Genomic DNA, 14,185 nt, shown 5'->3' with positions numbered 1-14,185 from the left:
GGAGGGGTGACCCGAACGATCGCTCTCGAAATCGCCGTGCAGGACCCCGCAGGAGTGCGCATCGCCGCAGAAGTCGGCGCCGACCGCGTCGAGCTCGCGACGGCCCTCGCCCTCGGTGGGCTGACCCCGTCGCCCGCGACCGTCGAGCTGTCGGTCGAGGCGGCCGGACAGACCGGCCCCGAGGTTCATGTGCTGATCCGGCCGCGCGCCGGCGGTTTCCACTACTCCGAGGATGAGCTCGCCGTCTCCGAGCGCGACGTCCGCCACGCGATCAGTGCTGGTGCGAGCGGGGTGGTCATCGGCGCGCTCGACGCCGAGGGACGCCTCGACCTGTTCGCCATGGCGCGGCTTCGCGACGCGGCCGGGGGAGCCCCCGTCACGCTGCACCGTGCCATCGACATGACCGCGGACCCGGTCGCGACGCTGCGCAGCGCCCGCGAGCTCGGTCTGCGCCGAGTGCTCACCTCGGGGGGTGCGTCCGCCGCGATCGACGGCATCGACACCCTGCGTGCTCTCGTCGCCGCAGCCGAGGGGGAGATCGAGGTCATGGCAGGCAGCGGGGTCGACGTCGACAGCGCCCCCGTGCTCGCGGCCGCCGGCGTCGACGCGCTCCACTTCTCCGCCAAGCGGGCCGTGCTCGAAGACGGCGGCGTGCGGATGGGATCGGCCTCCGATGGGGTCGGCGGCTACGAGGTGACCGACCGCGACACCGCGTTCGCGATCCGGGATGCGCTCGCGCGGTAGCCGCTCCTCCGTGCTCTCGATAGGCTCGCACCGTGATGGATACCCGCGAGTTCACCGATGCTTATGGCGTCGACATCGTCTATGACGTCCATCCTGCGGACGGGACGCCCCGCGGAGTCGTGCAGCTTCTGCACGGCGTCGGGGAGCACGCCGGGAGATACGGCGCCCTGATCGGGGCTCTCACCACCGCCGGCTTCCACGTGTACGCCGATGACCACCGGGGCCACGGCCGCACCGGCATCCGTCAGCACGGCGGCCCCGAGAAGCTCGGACGCCTGGGCAAGGGCGGGTTGCGCGCGGCCGAGGAGGCCGTCTGGCAGCTGACGGGCATCATCCGTGCGGAGAACCCCGATCTGCCGCTCGTGCTGCTCGGGCATTCCTGGGGCTCGTTCCTGGCGCAGATGCTCGTCAACGACCATCCCGAAGCCTGGGACGCCGTCATCCTCTCCGGGTCCGCACTGCGGATGCCGGGGTCGCTCAACGCGGCGCCCCTCAACGCCCGGTGGGCCGGCGAGGGGGCCACCGGCCTCGAATGGCTCAGCCGTGACCCGGCCGTGTGGGCCGCTTTCGACGAGGATCCGCTGACCACCGACGTCCCGCTCCTCAAGCTCTTCGGTCCGATCGAGGCGGCGAAGCTCTACGGTCGGCCCGCGAAAGACCTCGGCCACGACATCCCGATGCTGCTGCTGGTCGGGCGCGACGACCCGGTGGGCGGCCCCCGCAGCGTGCACAAGCTCGCCGACGAGTACCGCAACCGGTCCGGACTCACCGACGTCACGACGCTGGTCTATCCGGACGCGCGCCACGAGATCTTCGCGGAACTGCAGCAGGACGAGGTGCGAGCCGACGTGCTCTCCTGGCTCGACAAGCACATCCCGGCGCGCTGACGCCTCCTTCCCCGGCGGTGCGGGATCGAAAACGCGCCTGAGGGGCCGGTGCGAGGCGCGAAATCCATCCCGCACGGGCCCCGCGGGCGGAGTTCCGCGCCTTAAGCTGGAACCGTGCACGGTGAATACAAGGTTCCAGGCGGAAAGCTCGTCGTCGTCGACCTCGAGATCGAGGATGACCGGATCGCTCGCTTCCGCCTCGCCGGCGACTTCTTCCTCGAGCCGGACTCGGCGCTGGACGACATCGACGCCGCCGTCAACGGGATGCCCGCCGAGTCGGATGCCTCGGCCATCGCCGCCGCCGTCCGCGGAGCTCTGCCCGACGGTGCACAGCTGCTCGGATTCACCCCCGAGGCCGTCGGCACCGCGGTGCGCCGCGCGCTCGTGACCGCTCCGGGATGGCGTGACTTCGACTGGGAGATCGTGCACGACGCGGCCGTGTCGCCCCGGATGAACCTGGCGCTCGACGAGGTTCTCACCTCACGCGTCGGCGAGGGACGACGTCGTCCGACTCTGCGCATCTGGGAATGGGACGAATCGGCCGTCGTGATCGGGTCGTTCCAGTCCTACCGGAACGAGGTCGACCCGGAAGGGGCTGCGAAGCACGGGTTCGACGTCGTCCGCCGCATCTCCGGCGGCGGGGCGATGCTCATGGCCGCCGGGCAGATCATCACCTACTCGCTCTACGTGCCGGCGTCCCTCGTCGCGGGCATGACGTTCGCCGACTCCTACGCGTTCCTCGACGACTGGGTGCTGCAGGCCCTGCGGTCACTGGGCATCGACGCGGTCTACCAGCCGCTCAACGACATCGCCAGCCCGACCGGCAAGATCGGGGGTGCCGCGCAGAAGCGACTCGCGAACGGGGGAGTGCTGCACCACGCCACCCTCTCCTACGACATCGACGGTCAGATGATGACCGAGGTCCTGCGCATCGGGCGCGAGAAGCTCAGCGACAAGGGCACCACGTCGGCGGCCAAGCGGGTCGATCCGCTGCGCACGCAGACCGGGCTCGAGCGTGCGGAGATCATCGAGCGCTTCAAGGACACCTTCCGCTCGCTGACCGACGCGGAGACCGGATCGGTGACAGCGGACGAGTACGCCGACGCCGAGGCCCTCGTCGCTTCGAAGTTCGCCACCGAGGCATGGCTGCATCGGGTGCCGTGACGGCTCCGGAGTCTGACCTCCCGACCCCGATCACCGGTGCGGTCACGATCATCGAGGGCGACAACCTCGTGGTCGCGGCCACTCTGCCGTCGGCGTCGTTCACGCTCGTGTACCTCGATCCGCCGTTCAACACCGGTCGCACGCAGGAGCGCCAGGTCGTGACCGTGCGACGCTCGTTCACAACTCCGCAGGAATCCGAGGCGGTCGCGGAGCCCGGTCCGGAATCCGGCGGTGCCGAGGGTGTGAGCAGTGCAGAACTGAGGAGTTCTGAACCGGGGCCCGCCGTGCCCGAGACCGAGGTGCGCCACGGATTCCACGGCCATGCCTACGAGCGGGTGCGCGGAATCCTCCGTGCCTACGACGACCGCTTCGACGACTACGGTGCCTTCCTGATGCCGCGGCTCGAGGAGGCGTGGCGACTGCTCGCCGACGACGGCACCCTCTACCTGCACCTCGACTACCGGGAGGCGCACTACGCGAAGGTGATGCTCGACGCGGTGTTCGGGCGCGACTGCTTCCTGAACGAGCTGATCTGGGCGTACGACTACGGCGCGAAGTCGCGCAGTCGCTGGCCGACCAAGCACGACACGATCCTGGTCTACGTGAAGAACCCTCGGGCGTACGTCTTCAACTCGGACGAGGTCGACCGCGAGCCGTACATGGCCCCCGGGCTCGTGACTCCCGAGAAGGCGGCTCGCGGCAAGCTCCCCACCGACGTGTGGTGGCACACGATCGTGCCGACGACCGGGCGCGAGAAGACCGGCTATCCGACGCAGAAGCCTGAAGGGATCCTCCGGCGGATCGTGACGGCCTCGAGCCGCCCGGGCGATCGGGTGCTCGATCTGTTCGCGGGCAGCGGGACGACCGGCGCGGTGGCATCGGCGCTCGGTCGCGATGCCGTGCTCGTCGATGACAACCCCGAGGCGATCGGGATCATGAGGGCGCGGATGCCGCACGCCGAGGTGACACACCTCGACGCGGGGTCACACCGGGCGTAGCAGCACGAGGAACTGCTCGATCTCGGCGGCCATGTCGAGGGAGGGATCGAGCATCCACGCGGTCTGGAGCCCGTCGGCCAGGGCATGCAGCGAGCGGACGACCCAGGCCGGATCGAGGTCGGCTCGGAGGAGACCGGCTTCCTGGTCGGCGGCGACCTGCGCGCGCGTGAAGGCTTCGATGCGGTCGGTGCGCTCACGGAAGTAGGCATGCGCGGGGTGCGCGGGGTCTCCGGCCTCCGCGGCCAGCTGCGCATACAGCTGGACGAGGCCCGGCACGGATGCGTTGTGACGCATGATCGCGAGGAAAGCTGCGGAGGCGTCTTCGGCCGAGTACTGCTGCTGGTCCCGGTCGTCTCGGGCGCGCAGGATCGCGACGAACAGCTCTTCCTTGGAGCCGAAGTAGTGCAGGAGTCCGGCGGGGCTGAGTCCCGCTGCATCCGCGATCTCGCGGACGGAAGCCTTCCGGTATCCGTGTTCGGCGACGACGGCGAGCGCCGCGTCGAGGATCTCCTCGCGCTTCGCCACGCCCTTGGCGTAGGCCCCTCGTGTCGACATGGCCCCAGGGTATCCGTCGTGTCCGGATCACGAAAACCAAACATCGTTCGTGAATGTCTTGCGGCAGGGGTGACCGATCTGCCAGCATGTCCGATGAATACCGAACATCGTTTGGTATTCATACACAACCGCTCAACGAGGAGCCGACATGTCCCTTCCCCCTCTCGACCCGGCCGCCGAACTCGCCCCGACCGGCACGATCCGCTCAACCCCGCCCGCAGCCGGAGAACCGGCGGCGAGCCCGCCCGCGAACCGGCGACTGCTGCCCAGCCTGCTGATCGCCTCGCTCACCCTGTTCGCCACCTACGGCGGTCTCATCGCGATCCTCCTGCCCAGCCAGGTGCTGATGATCGACGAGGCGAACAAGGTCGGCAACCTCGCCGTCGTCACCACGATCTCCTTCGTGTTCACGCTGTTCGCGCAGCCGATCGTGGGCGCCTTGAGCGACCGCACGCGCTCGCGCTTCGGGCGCCGTGTGCCGTGGATGGTGCTCGGCGCCATCGTCGGCGGTGTCTTCCTGTTCGGCATGGGGTCCCTGACGGACATCCTCTGGATCACGGTGCTCTGGGTGATCATCCAGGTGGCGCTGAACTTCTTCCAGGCGCCCCTCACCGCGATCACCGCCGACCGCTTCCCGCGCTCGAAGCGCGGCGGAGCGAGCGCGATGATCGGACTCGGCACGCAGGTCGGCATGACGGTCGGAGTCATGCTCGCCGGTACCTTCGCCGCGCAGATCGGCGTCGGCTACGCGGTGTTCGGTGGAGCCGTGATCGTGGTGGCGCTGCTGTTCGCGTTCGTGAACCGGGACTGGTCCTCGCAGCACGCTTCGGTCGATCCGTTCCGCTGGAGTGCGTTCTTCAGGGGCTTCTGGATCGATCCACGCCGTCACCCGGACTTCGCGTGGGCGTTCACGGCTCGGTTCCTGCTGATCCTCGGCTACTTCGTCGTCAGCGCCTATCAGCTCTACATGCTCACCGACTACATCGGGCTGCCGCTCGCGGATGCGCAGGGCGCCGTCGTCACCCTGACCCTCGTGGCGTTCGTCCCGACGCTGATCGCGATCGGCCTGTCCGGGTGGTGGAGCGACAAGGTCGGTCGTCGCAAGGTGTTCATCTACGTCGCCTCCGCGGTGATGGTGGTGGGTCTGGCGATGCCCGTGCTGCAGCCGAACATGACGGGGATGATCCTGATGAGCGTCATCAACGGCATCGGGTTCGGTCTGTACATGTCGGTGGATGCCGCGCTGATGACCGAAGTGCTGCCGAACGAGGGGGTGTCGGCGGGCAAGGATCTCGGCATCCTCAACGTCGCGACCAACGTGCCGCAGGCGCTGAGCCCGGCGATCGGCGGAGTCATCATCACGTCCCTCGGGGGCTATGCGATGCTCTTCGTCTTCGCGATCGTGTTCGTGATCCTCGCCGCCGTCGCGACCGCACCGATCAAGGGAGTGCGCTGATGACCAGGAATGACCGGGAGAATGCTGTGATGACCGATACCGAGTTCGAGACGGCCGCCGATTTCGTCGAGGTGGACACCACCGCAGGACGGGTGCGTGGTCGCTGGCGCCGGACGACGGGAGGGCGGGGCAACCCGCGGACGGCGGCCTTCCTCGGCATCCCCTTCGCAGAGGCACCGACCGGCCCGTTGCGCTTCCAGGCTCCGGTGCCCAAGGCGCCGTGGGACGGCGTGCGGGACGCGCTCGAGTTCGCCGCCACCGCACAGCGCGGCGACCCAGGGGTGACGCTCATCCCCGAGCCGAGCATCGAGGGCGACTCCACGCTCAACGTGAACGTCTTCACCCCGAGCCCGGAGGCCACCGAGCAGGGGGCCGGTCTCCCGGTGCTCGTCTGGATCCACGGCGGCGGCTACTTCGCCGGCTCCCCGGCGAGCCCCTGGTACGACGGCCGGAACTTCAACCGCGACGGCGTGGTGACCGTGTCGCTCTCGTACCGTCTGGGATTCGACGGCTTCGGGTGGATCGAGGATGCGCCGTCGAACCGCGGTGTGCGCGACTGGCTGCTCGCCCTGGAGTGGGTGCAGCAGAACATCGCCCGCTTCGGCGGGGATCCGTCGCGGGTCACGATCGCCGGGCAGTCCGCCGGGGGTGGGGCCGTGCTGACCCTGCTCGGCATCGAGAAGGCGCAGCACCTGTTCCACGGGGTCTACGCGATCTCCGGAGCCCTCGCCGATGTGGCTCCGGCGCGCGCGGAGGAGTTCGGTAGGGGGCTCGCCGCGTCCGCCGGGGTGGAGCCGACCGTGGCCGGGTTCTCGTCCCTCGCCGAAGACCGCATCCTCGAACTGCAGAAGAAGGCCACCGAGCTCGGCCCCGAAGCTCTCGGCAGCGTGGTGGAGGACGGCCTCCCGCTCGGCCCGGCCGTCGACGGCGATCTGCTCGTGCGTCCTACCCGGGAGTCGATCGCCGCGGGTGTCGGCGCGGACAAACCTCTCGTGCTCGGCGCGACCGATGACGAGTTCACCATGGTGTTCGCGGGGGCCGAGAAGAAGCTGCGTTGGGTGCCGCGGTCGCTTCTGTTGAACCGGCTCGGGCTGCCGAAGAGCGCGCGGCGGGCGTACCTGGCCGCCAACGCCGACATCACCGGACTCGGCAATGCCCGCGTGGGCGGTCGGCTGCTGACCGACCGCATGTTCCGCACGGCGCTGCTCAAGGTCGTGGCCGACCGCGGTGACGCGCCGACCTGGCTGTACCGGTTCTCCTGGCCGTCCGGACACTTCGGCTTCGCCGAGCACTGCCTCGACGTGCCGTTCTTCTTCGACTGCCTCGACGGTCCGGCCATGGAGCCGCTCGCCGGACCGAACCCTCCGCAGGAGCTGGCCGATGAGGTGCACGGGGCCGCCGTCGCCTTCATCACCACCGGCGACCCGGGCTGGCCGCGTCATCACGGGGCCGCGGGCATCGCACGGGTCTACGACGTCCCCACGCGCGACGTCGCTGACGCCTATGCCTCCGTGCGACCGCTGCTCGGCTGACATCGGCCGACGCACCGGGGCGTCAGGCGACGTAGACCTTGCGCAGCGTCTCGGTGACGGTCCAGGTGGTGCGCATGCCTTCCGCGAGGCGCACCACCGAGCCGGGGCCGACCTCGAGATCGGGCAGCCCGGACGAGGCGAACGCGATCGTGGCACGGCCCGACAGCACGACGAAGACCTCGTCGGTCTCGGTGTCCGTGACGGTGCCCGGCGTCATCTCCCAGATGCCCACCTCGACACCGCCGAGGGTCGCGAGCTCGTGCACGGCGGTGGTCGGAGCCCCGGCGATCACCTCGTCCGCGGGCAGAGGAGCATGCGCGAGGTCCAGGGCGATGGCATCCACTCCGCCGCCCGCAGCGAGGCCGCTCATGAGTCGAAGCCCATGCCGAGGGCGTCGAGCGTCTTGAGGAAGAGGTTGCGCTTGCCCTCGTTGTGGTCGGCTCGATCCATCGCCGCGCGCACCAGGTTGACGCCGATCGAGGCGGCGGGCTCGGGCGGGAACGGAATGGGCTTCTCCCGCACCATCCGCAGCTCGGTGCGCTCGGTCTCTTCGCCCGCGAGCTTGTCGAGCATCACGTCAGCGGCGAAGCGCGCCGCGCCCACACCGAGACCGGTGAAGCCGGTCGCATAGGCCACGCGTCCCTTGCGCGCGGTGCCGAAGAACGCGCAGAACCGACTGGACGAGTCGATCGCGCCCGCCCACCGGTGCGTGAAGCGCAGGCCCGCGAGCTGCGGGAACGTGGTGAAGAAGTGCGAGGCGAGTCGGCGGTGGCTCTCGATGCGGTCCTCGTACTCCGGCCGCACTTTGCCGCCGAAGTGGTAGATCGCGTCGTAGCCGCCGAACAGGATGCGGTTGTCGGCGGTGAGGCGGTAGTAGTGGAACTGGTTCGCGCTGTCGGCGAGGCCCTGTCGGTTCGACCAGCCGATCGCAGCGAGCTGTTCCGTGGAGAGCGGCTCGGTCATCAGCACGTAGTCGTACACGGGCACGGTCATCAGGCGATTGCGCTTGAGGAGGGAAGGGAAGACGTTCGTGCCGAGCGCGACCGCATCGGCGACCACCCGGCCGTTCGGGGTGACGAGGGCGATGGGGCTGGACCCGTCGCCCTCGATCGCACGCACCAGGCTGTGCTCGTAGATCTCGACGCCGAGGTCGGCAGCCACACGTGCCAGCTCGACGCCGAGCTTCGCGGGGTGCACCATCGCACATCCTTCGCGGTCCCAGTCGCCGGCGAGGAACGTCTCCGAGTGCACCTCCGCCTGCACCGCCTCGCGGTCGAGGAATCCGGGTTCCTCGCGGAACCGGTCGACCTGGTGCGGTTCGACGGCGACGGCGAGCTGTCCGGTGCGCTCGAACTCGGCGTCCATGCCGTAGCGCGCGATCGTCTCCTCGATGCCGTCGAGGTTGGCGTGCCCCAGCTCTTCGAGCCGGTCGATCTCCTCCGGCCAGCGGTTCACACCGTTCTCGTGGCCGTGCGTCAGGCTCGACTCGCAGAAGCCCCCGTTGCGGCCGGACGCGGCCCACGCGATCCGCGACGCCTCCAGCAGGACGACGCGTCGTCCGGGGTCGCGTTCCTTGGCGCGCACGGCGGTCCACAGGCCGGCGTACCCACCGCCGACGATCGCGAGATCCGCGCGGACCGTCCCGTTCAGGGAGGGATGCGTCGGCCGATCGACGTCGTCGAGCCAGAACACGCGGAGAGCCGTCTCGCGCAGGGAGTCGTCGACGATTCCCTGCGGCGGACGTCGGCGTTCGAAGACGGTGGTGCCCATGTTCACTCCGATGTGAGGGGGGTGCGCCTCAGCGCGTTCCCCAGTTGTAGAGGTCTTTGTAGAGGCCCGCGTAGAGCAGGCTCTCAGTGTGCGCGATGCCGGGGATGGTCCGGATGCGGGTCGCGATCAGGTCGATCAGGTGCTCGTCGTCCTCACACACGGCTTCGACGAGGATGTCGAACGTCCCGAGCGTGACCACGACGTAGGCCAGCTCCGGGATCGTCGTGAGTTCTTCGGCGATGGTGCGGGGGTCGCCCGACACGCGGATGCCGATCATCGACATGCGCCGGAAGCCGAGCTGCATCGGATCGGTGACCGCGACGATCTGGATGACACCCGCTTCGGTCATCCGCTGCACGCGCTGCCGTGCGGCGGCCTCGCTCAGACCGACCTCGCGTGCGATCTCCGCGTAGGGACGGCGGCCGTCCTCCTGCAGCAGTTCGACGATGCGCTTGGAGATGTCATCCAGTGCGGGCTGGGCAGGCTTCGAGCTCATGTGTCGATATTGTCAGCTATGAGGCTGATCTGCAACTGATTCAGTTGAAATATCGGTCCACATCTTCAGATTCCGCACCCGACGCGCTAGCATGACGCCATGCCCAGCACTCTTCTGAAGACCTCCGCTCCCTTGCAGAACTTCATCGGCGGACACTTCGTGCCCGCGAACGGCTCGGGGCGGATGCCGCTCATCGATCCTGCCACCGAGGAGATCTACGGGGAGTCGCCCGTCTCGGCCGCGGCCGACGTCGACGCCGCCTACGCCGCGGCGTCCGCGGCCTTCCCGCTCTGGCGCGACACGACGCCCGCCGACCGACAGCTCGCGCTGTTCCGCATCGCCGACGAGATGGAAGCCCGCGCGGAGGAGTTCGCCGACCTCGAATCGCAGGACACCGGCAAGCCGCGGGCGAGCCTCGTGGCCGACGAGATCATGCAGTCGGTCGATCAGCTGCGCTTCTTCGCAGGGGCCGCTCGGAGTCTCGAAGGACGAGCCGCAGCGGAGTACCTCGGCGGCCACACGTCGTTCGTCCGCCGCGAGCCCGTCGGTGTGATCGGGCAGGTGACGCCCTGGAACTACCCGCTGAACATGGCCGTGTGGAAGATCGCCCCTGCGCTCGCCGCCGGCAACACCGTCGTGCTGAAGCCCGCTGAGTCCACTCCGCTGACGACGTTGCTGCTGGCGGAGATCGTCGCCCGGCACACGCCGGCCGGCACGTTGAACGTCGTGCTGGGCGATCGCGACACGGGTGTCGCGCTGGTGGAGCACCCGACCCCGCAGATGGTCGCGATCACCGGCTCGGTGCGTGCGGGGATGGCGGTCGCGCGGTCGGCGGCGAGCGACGTCAAGCGCGTGCACCTCGAACTCGGCGGGAAGGCGCCCGCGATCGTGTTCGCGGATGCGTCCCTCGAGAAGGCCGTGGAGGGCATCATCACGGGCGCCTTCTTCAACGCCGGACAGGACTGCACGGCCGCGACCCGCGTGCTGGTGCATGAGTCACGGCATGACGAGCTCATCGAGGCGCTCGTCGCGCGGGCGCGAAGCCATGCGCGCACGGGCGGTCCGCGGGAGGACGGCGTCCTCTACGGCCCGTTGAGCAGCGCCGCACAGCTCGCGCAGGTGCAGGGCTTCATCGACCGCCTCCCCTCGCACGCGAAGATCGAGACCGGTGGTCGCCGTCAGGGGGAACAGGGCTACTTCTGGGAGGCCACGATCGTGTCGGGCGTGCGGCAGGAGGATGAGGTGGTCCAGGGAGAGGTCTTCGGGCCGGTCCTCACGGTCCAGTCGTTCTCGGAGGAGAGCGAGGCGTTGGAGATGGCGAACGATGTGCCGTACGCGCTCGCGTCCTCGGTGTGGACGACGGATCACGCCCGCGCGATGCGCTTCTCGCGCGACCTCGACTTCGGCTGCGTGTGGATCAACACCCACATCCCGTTCGTGTCGGACATGCCGCACGGAGGGTTCAAGCACTCGGGCTACGGCAAGGACCTCTCCCAGTACGGCTTCGACGACTACACCCGCATCAAGCACGTGATGAGCGCCCTCGACTGACGCCCACCCGCGCCGGAGGCCCTGCGATCAGGGTGCCAGCAGCTTCACGCGGCGGTGCTCGCAGAGGGTGAACCCGGGGCGCTCCTCGATCTTGATGGCGCCGTCTTCGATCCAGCCGTGGCGCGCGTAGAACGTGTCGGCACGCACGTTCCCGTCGAGCACCCACAGGTAGGCGCGCGCGTGTCCGGCGTCGGCCATGCGCTGTTCGGCGGCGCCGAGGAGCGCGTGTCCCGCGCCCGTCGACCAGGCATCGGGATCCGCGTAGATCCCGTACACCTCGGCGTCGGCCAAGCCGTCGGGGTCGCGGCCGGAGCCGAACGACGTCCACCCGAGGATGCGGTCGTCGCGTTCGGCGACCAGGAGCCCGAGAGTCGTGGGCAGCGGATCCGTGATGAGGCGACGCCAGCCCGTCGCGCGTTCGGCGATGGAGAGCCCGTCGAGCACGGACTGGTCGATGAGCCCGCGGTAGGCAGCCTGCCAGGACCGTACGTGCACGCGAGCCACCTCGTCGGCGTCGTCGACGCCCGCTTCCCGGACCACCAGCGGACTCATCCGTCCACCCTAGGGGAGGGGCGAAAGGCTTTCCGTGGCAGGGGTGCGCCTCAGCTCACGTTCTTCTCGAGCCACGGCATGGGATCCACCGCGACCGTGTTGATGTGGACTTCGAAGTGCAGGCAGGAGCCGAACACGTACCCGGTCGATCCGACGTCGCCGATGTACTGACCGGCCTCGACGCAGTCGCCGACCTCGACCGCGCGGGTGCCGTAGTTCAGGTGCGAGTAGACGGTGCTCACGGCCTGGCCATCGACGATGCTCTCGATCTGGATCGTCACTCCGTAGCCCTGATAGCTCTCGGTGGAGCGGGAGACGCAGCCCGTCATCGCGGCGTTGATCGGCGTGCCGACCCCCGCGGCGAAGTCCTGGCCGAGGTGCGACCGGCCGGGGCGGGAGGCGCCGAAGCCGTCGGTGAACGTGTAGGTCCCGTCGGCCATCGGCATCACGACGCGGTCGGCGACGGGGATCTCCATGGCACTTCCGAGAGGCATGCCGGCGGCGATCGCGGCGGCGACGGCACGCGAACGCGTTTCCTTGATCTCCTCCGGCGTCGTCGCGGCGAAGTTCCCTCGAGGCGCGATCTCCGCGCGGATCTCGTCTGTCGAGGTGTACGACTGCGCGAAGTCGCTCGCGGCGGTCGTGACCTCGGCGGAGGCGGCGGCGATCGAAGTGATCTCCGGGTTGAACGCGGGCAGTGCTGCCCCGGTGATCATCGCGCCGACCGCGAGTGTGGCTCCCACAGCCTTGGCCTTCGCCCACGGGCGCGTCGCTCTGCGGGGACGGATCCGCGGGGCCGAGGCCTTCCGCCGACGGGGCCGCGTCGCGCTCGGGGGCTGCTCAGTCGGTTCCGGGGATGGCGTCGGGGGCTGCTCGCGGGCGGCGCGCGGGCGGGACTCGGCCGGCGATGCCGGGGGCGGCGATGACGGGCGAGGGGTGTCCGTGTGCGGCGTGTTCGCGGTGCGGGTCGGCTGCTGTGCGGCGTTCGCGGAACGGCGCAGGTCACGCCGCAGAAGCGGTCGAGACGTGCCGGAGGTTTCTGTGGGGGCTTCCGAGGCGTCGTGAGCGCTCTCGGGCGGCAGGGAATTCGTGACGGGATCCTTCCGGAGGGGAGGTGTGCGTGGCGGGCGATCCCCCCGGATGCCGCCGTTACCGATCTGTAATCTAAGCGGCGAACCCCGAGAGCGTCAAATCGAGGGCGGAAAGGAGCGGCGAACCATCGACGAGTGCGACGCGATGTGGCATGCTTGCGGACACCGCGTCGAGGACGCGCGAGCGAGGGAGACGCCGGAACGCATGTCCAGACCACTCGCGGGACCGCAGGGCCTGCTCCGCACGCTCAACGGCCGCGCGATCCTGGAGGCCCTGGCGCGCAGCGGTCCGCAGACCCGCGCGGAGCTGATGTCGACGACCGGTCTCTCCCGCACCGCCGTCACCCAGGTGCTGCGGATGCTCGAAGGGGCAGGAGCCGTCGCCGCGGCCGGCGTGGATCGAGAGACCCGCGGACCCGCAGCCGGACGGGTCGCCCTGCATCCGCGACTCGGCTTCGCCGCCGCCGTGCACATCGACCACCACGCAGCGCATGTCGTCCTGGTCGACGCGAGCGGGACCGTGCGCGCCGAGCAGCACGCTGCGCTCACGTCCACCGAAGACCGCGTCGCGCACATCGTCGACCTCGTCGACCGCTGCCGTCGTGCGGTCAAGGCGACGAAGGACGCCGTCCACCTCGCTGTCGTCGGCGTCCCCGGCATCGTCACCCCCGATGGCGGCATCCGGGATGACCTCGGCCCTGACGGCGGCGCCTTCCGCACCGCGCTCGCCACGGCCCTCGACTGCCCGGTCCGGATCGAGAACGACGTCAACCTCGCAGCCCTCGCCGAGCTCACCGCCGGTGCGGGTGGCGATCTCGCCAGCTTCGCGCTGCTCCTGCTCGACGACGGACTGGGAGCGGGCATCGTGGTCGACGGAGCGTTGCACCGCGGATTCTCCGGTGTGGCGGGCGAGGTCATGTACCTGCCGCAGCCGCCGCTCCCGATCGGTGCACCCATCGTGAGCGATGCCGTCGTCCGCGATCTCGCTCTCAACGAGGGGTGCGACCCCGACGCCTCCCTGGCGGAGCACCTCGAGGCCGCTGCGCGCGGGGACGCGGCCTCGGCCCGGGTCGTGGAGGAGATCGGACGACGCATCGTGCTCGTGGCCGGCAGCGTGGGCCTGGTGCTCGACCCCGAAGCCTTCATCCTGAGCGGCCGGGCAGCACACCCCGCGCTCGTGGCGGCGATCGAGCGCATCGCCGAGGAATACGCTGCGCAGCTCCCGCTGCGATTCCTCGTCTCCTCGTTCGGACCCGAGGCGCCGCTCGTCGGTGCCGTCGGCGAGGCGGCGTCCACGCTCCGCGGCACCCTGTTCACCCGCATCCTCACGCCGGCCGCGAAGCCCGGACGCTGAGGGTCGCCGCCCGTCCCCACCGCCCCTTTCCGACA

Annotated in this window: 14 protein-coding genes; 8 read left to right on the top strand and 6 right to left on the bottom strand. The window is 69.7% G+C overall.

Annotated elements, in window-relative coordinates; all coding sequences use genetic code 11:
- The first annotated feature begins 6 nt into the window (after positions 1-6).
- From ACLF6J_RS15365 to ACLF6J_RS15350, 4 genes are all read left to right on the top strand, one after another.
- Positions 7-744 carry a copper homeostasis protein CutC gene (locus ACLF6J_RS15365; protein WP_134352288.1) on the top strand — a complete coding sequence of 246 codons (738 nt, stop codon included), beginning with the start codon at positions 7-9 and terminating at the stop codon, positions 742-744.
- Between the two features lie 35 nt (positions 745-779).
- The gene (locus ACLF6J_RS15360) at positions 780-1,631 is read left to right on the top strand and encodes an alpha/beta fold hydrolase (RefSeq protein WP_131494368.1); all 852 of its coding nucleotides are present in this window, start codon (positions 780-782) and stop codon (positions 1,629-1,631) included.
- Positions 1,632-1,745: 114 nt separating this feature from the next.
- A complete protein-coding gene (locus ACLF6J_RS15355; RefSeq protein ID WP_131494363.1) occupies positions 1,746-2,795 on the top strand; it encodes a lipoate--protein ligase family protein in 1,050 nt (349 codons plus the stop codon).
- Positions 2,774-3,793, top strand: coding sequence for a DNA-methyltransferase (locus ACLF6J_RS15350; protein ID WP_134352287.1), 1,020 nt, complete (start codon positions 2,774-2,776; stop codon positions 3,791-3,793). Before ACLF6J_RS15355 ends, ACLF6J_RS15350 begins: the two co-directional genes overlap by 22 nt.
- Here ACLF6J_RS15350 and ACLF6J_RS15345 read toward each other — a convergent pair.
- A complete protein-coding gene (locus tag ACLF6J_RS15345; protein ID WP_134352286.1) occupies positions 3,779-4,348 on the bottom strand; it encodes a TetR/AcrR family transcriptional regulator in 570 nt (189 codons plus the stop codon). The two genes, ACLF6J_RS15350 and ACLF6J_RS15345, sit on opposite strands and share 15 nt — an antisense overlap.
- A 148-nt stretch (positions 4,349-4,496) precedes the next feature.
- Between ACLF6J_RS15345 and ACLF6J_RS15340 the strand changes: the two genes are divergently transcribed.
- Positions 4,497-5,804: an MFS transporter gene (locus ACLF6J_RS15340; protein ID WP_134352285.1), complete on the top strand. Its 1,308-nt coding sequence runs from the start codon at positions 4,497-4,499 to the stop codon at positions 5,802-5,804.
- 29 nt (positions 5,805-5,833) lie between these two features.
- On the top strand, positions 5,834-7,336 hold the full coding sequence (locus ACLF6J_RS15335) for a carboxylesterase/lipase family protein (RefSeq protein ID WP_134352284.1): 1,503 nt from the start codon (positions 5,834-5,836) through the stop codon (positions 7,334-7,336).
- A 22-nt stretch (positions 7,337-7,358) separates the two neighbouring features.
- Here the strand turns inward: ACLF6J_RS15335 and ACLF6J_RS15330 are convergent, their stop codons facing one another.
- Genes ACLF6J_RS15330 through ACLF6J_RS15320 form a run of 3 tightly spaced genes read right to left on the bottom strand, consistent with a single transcriptional unit; the run spans position 7,359 to position 9,602 of the window.
- Positions 7,359-7,706, bottom strand: coding sequence for a cupin domain-containing protein (locus tag ACLF6J_RS15330; protein ID WP_134352283.1), 348 nt, complete (start codon positions 7,704-7,706; stop codon positions 7,359-7,361).
- A complete protein-coding gene (locus ACLF6J_RS15325) occupies positions 7,703-9,106 on the bottom strand; it encodes an NAD(P)/FAD-dependent oxidoreductase (RefSeq protein WP_134352282.1) in 1,404 nt (467 codons plus the stop codon). The genes ACLF6J_RS15330 and ACLF6J_RS15325 overlap by 4 nt, the downstream gene beginning before the upstream one ends.
- A 28-nt stretch (positions 9,107-9,134) precedes the next feature.
- Positions 9,135-9,602, bottom strand: a complete 468-nt coding sequence (locus ACLF6J_RS15320; protein ID WP_047520308.1) for an Lrp/AsnC family transcriptional regulator — start codon at positions 9,600-9,602, stop codon at positions 9,135-9,137.
- Positions 9,603-9,701: 99 nt separating this feature from the next.
- Between ACLF6J_RS15320 and ACLF6J_RS15315 the strand changes: the two genes are divergently transcribed.
- Entirely contained in the window at positions 9,702-11,153 is a 1,452-nt protein-coding gene (locus tag ACLF6J_RS15315) for a gamma-aminobutyraldehyde dehydrogenase (RefSeq protein ID WP_134352281.1), read from the top strand.
- Positions 11,154-11,180: 27 nt separating this feature from the next.
- Here ACLF6J_RS15315 and ACLF6J_RS15310 read toward each other — a convergent pair whose 3' ends face one another.
- Together ACLF6J_RS15310 and ACLF6J_RS15305 are read right to left on the bottom strand one after the other, a co-directional pair.
- Entirely contained in the window at positions 11,181-11,705 is a 525-nt protein-coding gene (locus ACLF6J_RS15310; RefSeq protein ID WP_134352280.1) for a GNAT family N-acetyltransferase, read from the bottom strand.
- Between the two features lie 50 nt (positions 11,706-11,755).
- Positions 11,756-12,448, bottom strand: a complete 693-nt coding sequence (locus ACLF6J_RS15305) for a M23 family metallopeptidase (protein WP_244093517.1) — start codon at positions 12,446-12,448, stop codon at positions 11,756-11,758.
- A gap of 553 nt (positions 12,449-13,001) precedes the next feature.
- Here ACLF6J_RS15305 and ACLF6J_RS15300 point away from each other — a divergent pair.
- Positions 13,002-14,150, top strand: a complete 1,149-nt coding sequence (locus tag ACLF6J_RS15300; protein ID WP_134352278.1) for an ROK family transcriptional regulator — start codon at positions 13,002-13,004, stop codon at positions 14,148-14,150.
- Positions 14,151-14,185 lie beyond the last annotated feature (35 nt).

Origin of the sequence: Microbacterium sp. IO18 (assembly GCF_049099505.1) — a bacterium.
In the GTDB taxonomy this organism is placed as follows: Bacteria; Actinomycetota; Actinomycetes; order Actinomycetales; family Microbacteriaceae; genus Microbacterium; species Microbacterium aurugineum.
Note: the sequence above shows the minus strand (reverse complement) of the source record. Positions and strands in the feature narration are given on the sequence as shown.

What these genes read in the sequence shown, in the direction of transcription:
- ACLF6J_RS15360 (WP_131494368.1), top strand. Translation starts at nt 780, where the DNA reads ATGGATACCCGCGAGTTCACCGATGCTTATGGCGTCGACATCGTCTAT.
- ACLF6J_RS15350 (WP_134352287.1), top strand. Translation starts at nt 2,774, where the DNA reads ATGGCTGCATCGGGTGCCGTGACGGCTCCGGAGTCTGACCTCCCGACC.
- ACLF6J_RS15345 (WP_134352286.1), bottom strand. Translation starts at nt 4,348, where the DNA reads ATGTCGACACGAGGGGCCTACGCCAAGGGCGTGGCGAAGCGCGAGGAG.
- ACLF6J_RS15340 (WP_134352285.1), top strand. Translation starts at nt 4,497, where the DNA reads ATGTCCCTTCCCCCTCTCGACCCGGCCGCCGAACTCGCCCCGACCGGC.
- ACLF6J_RS15335 (WP_134352284.1), top strand. Translation starts at nt 5,834, where the DNA reads ATGACCGATACCGAGTTCGAGACGGCCGCCGATTTCGTCGAGGTGGAC.
- ACLF6J_RS15330 (WP_134352283.1), bottom strand. Translation starts at nt 7,706, where the DNA reads ATGAGCGGCCTCGCTGCGGGCGGCGGAGTGGATGCCATCGCCCTGGAC.
- ACLF6J_RS15325 (WP_134352282.1), bottom strand. Translation starts at nt 9,106, where the DNA reads ATGGGCACCACCGTCTTCGAACGCCGACGTCCGCCGCAGGGAATCGTC.
- ACLF6J_RS15320 (WP_047520308.1), bottom strand. Translation starts at nt 9,602, where the DNA reads ATGAGCTCGAAGCCTGCCCAGCCCGCACTGGATGACATCTCCAAGCGC.
- ACLF6J_RS15315 (WP_134352281.1), top strand. Translation starts at nt 9,702, where the DNA reads ATGCCCAGCACTCTTCTGAAGACCTCCGCTCCCTTGCAGAACTTCATC.
- ACLF6J_RS15310 (WP_134352280.1), bottom strand. Translation starts at nt 11,705, where the DNA reads ATGAGTCCGCTGGTGGTCCGGGAAGCGGGCGTCGACGACGCCGACGAG.
- ACLF6J_RS15300 (WP_134352278.1), top strand. Translation starts at nt 13,002, where the DNA reads ATGTCCAGACCACTCGCGGGACCGCAGGGCCTGCTCCGCACGCTCAAC.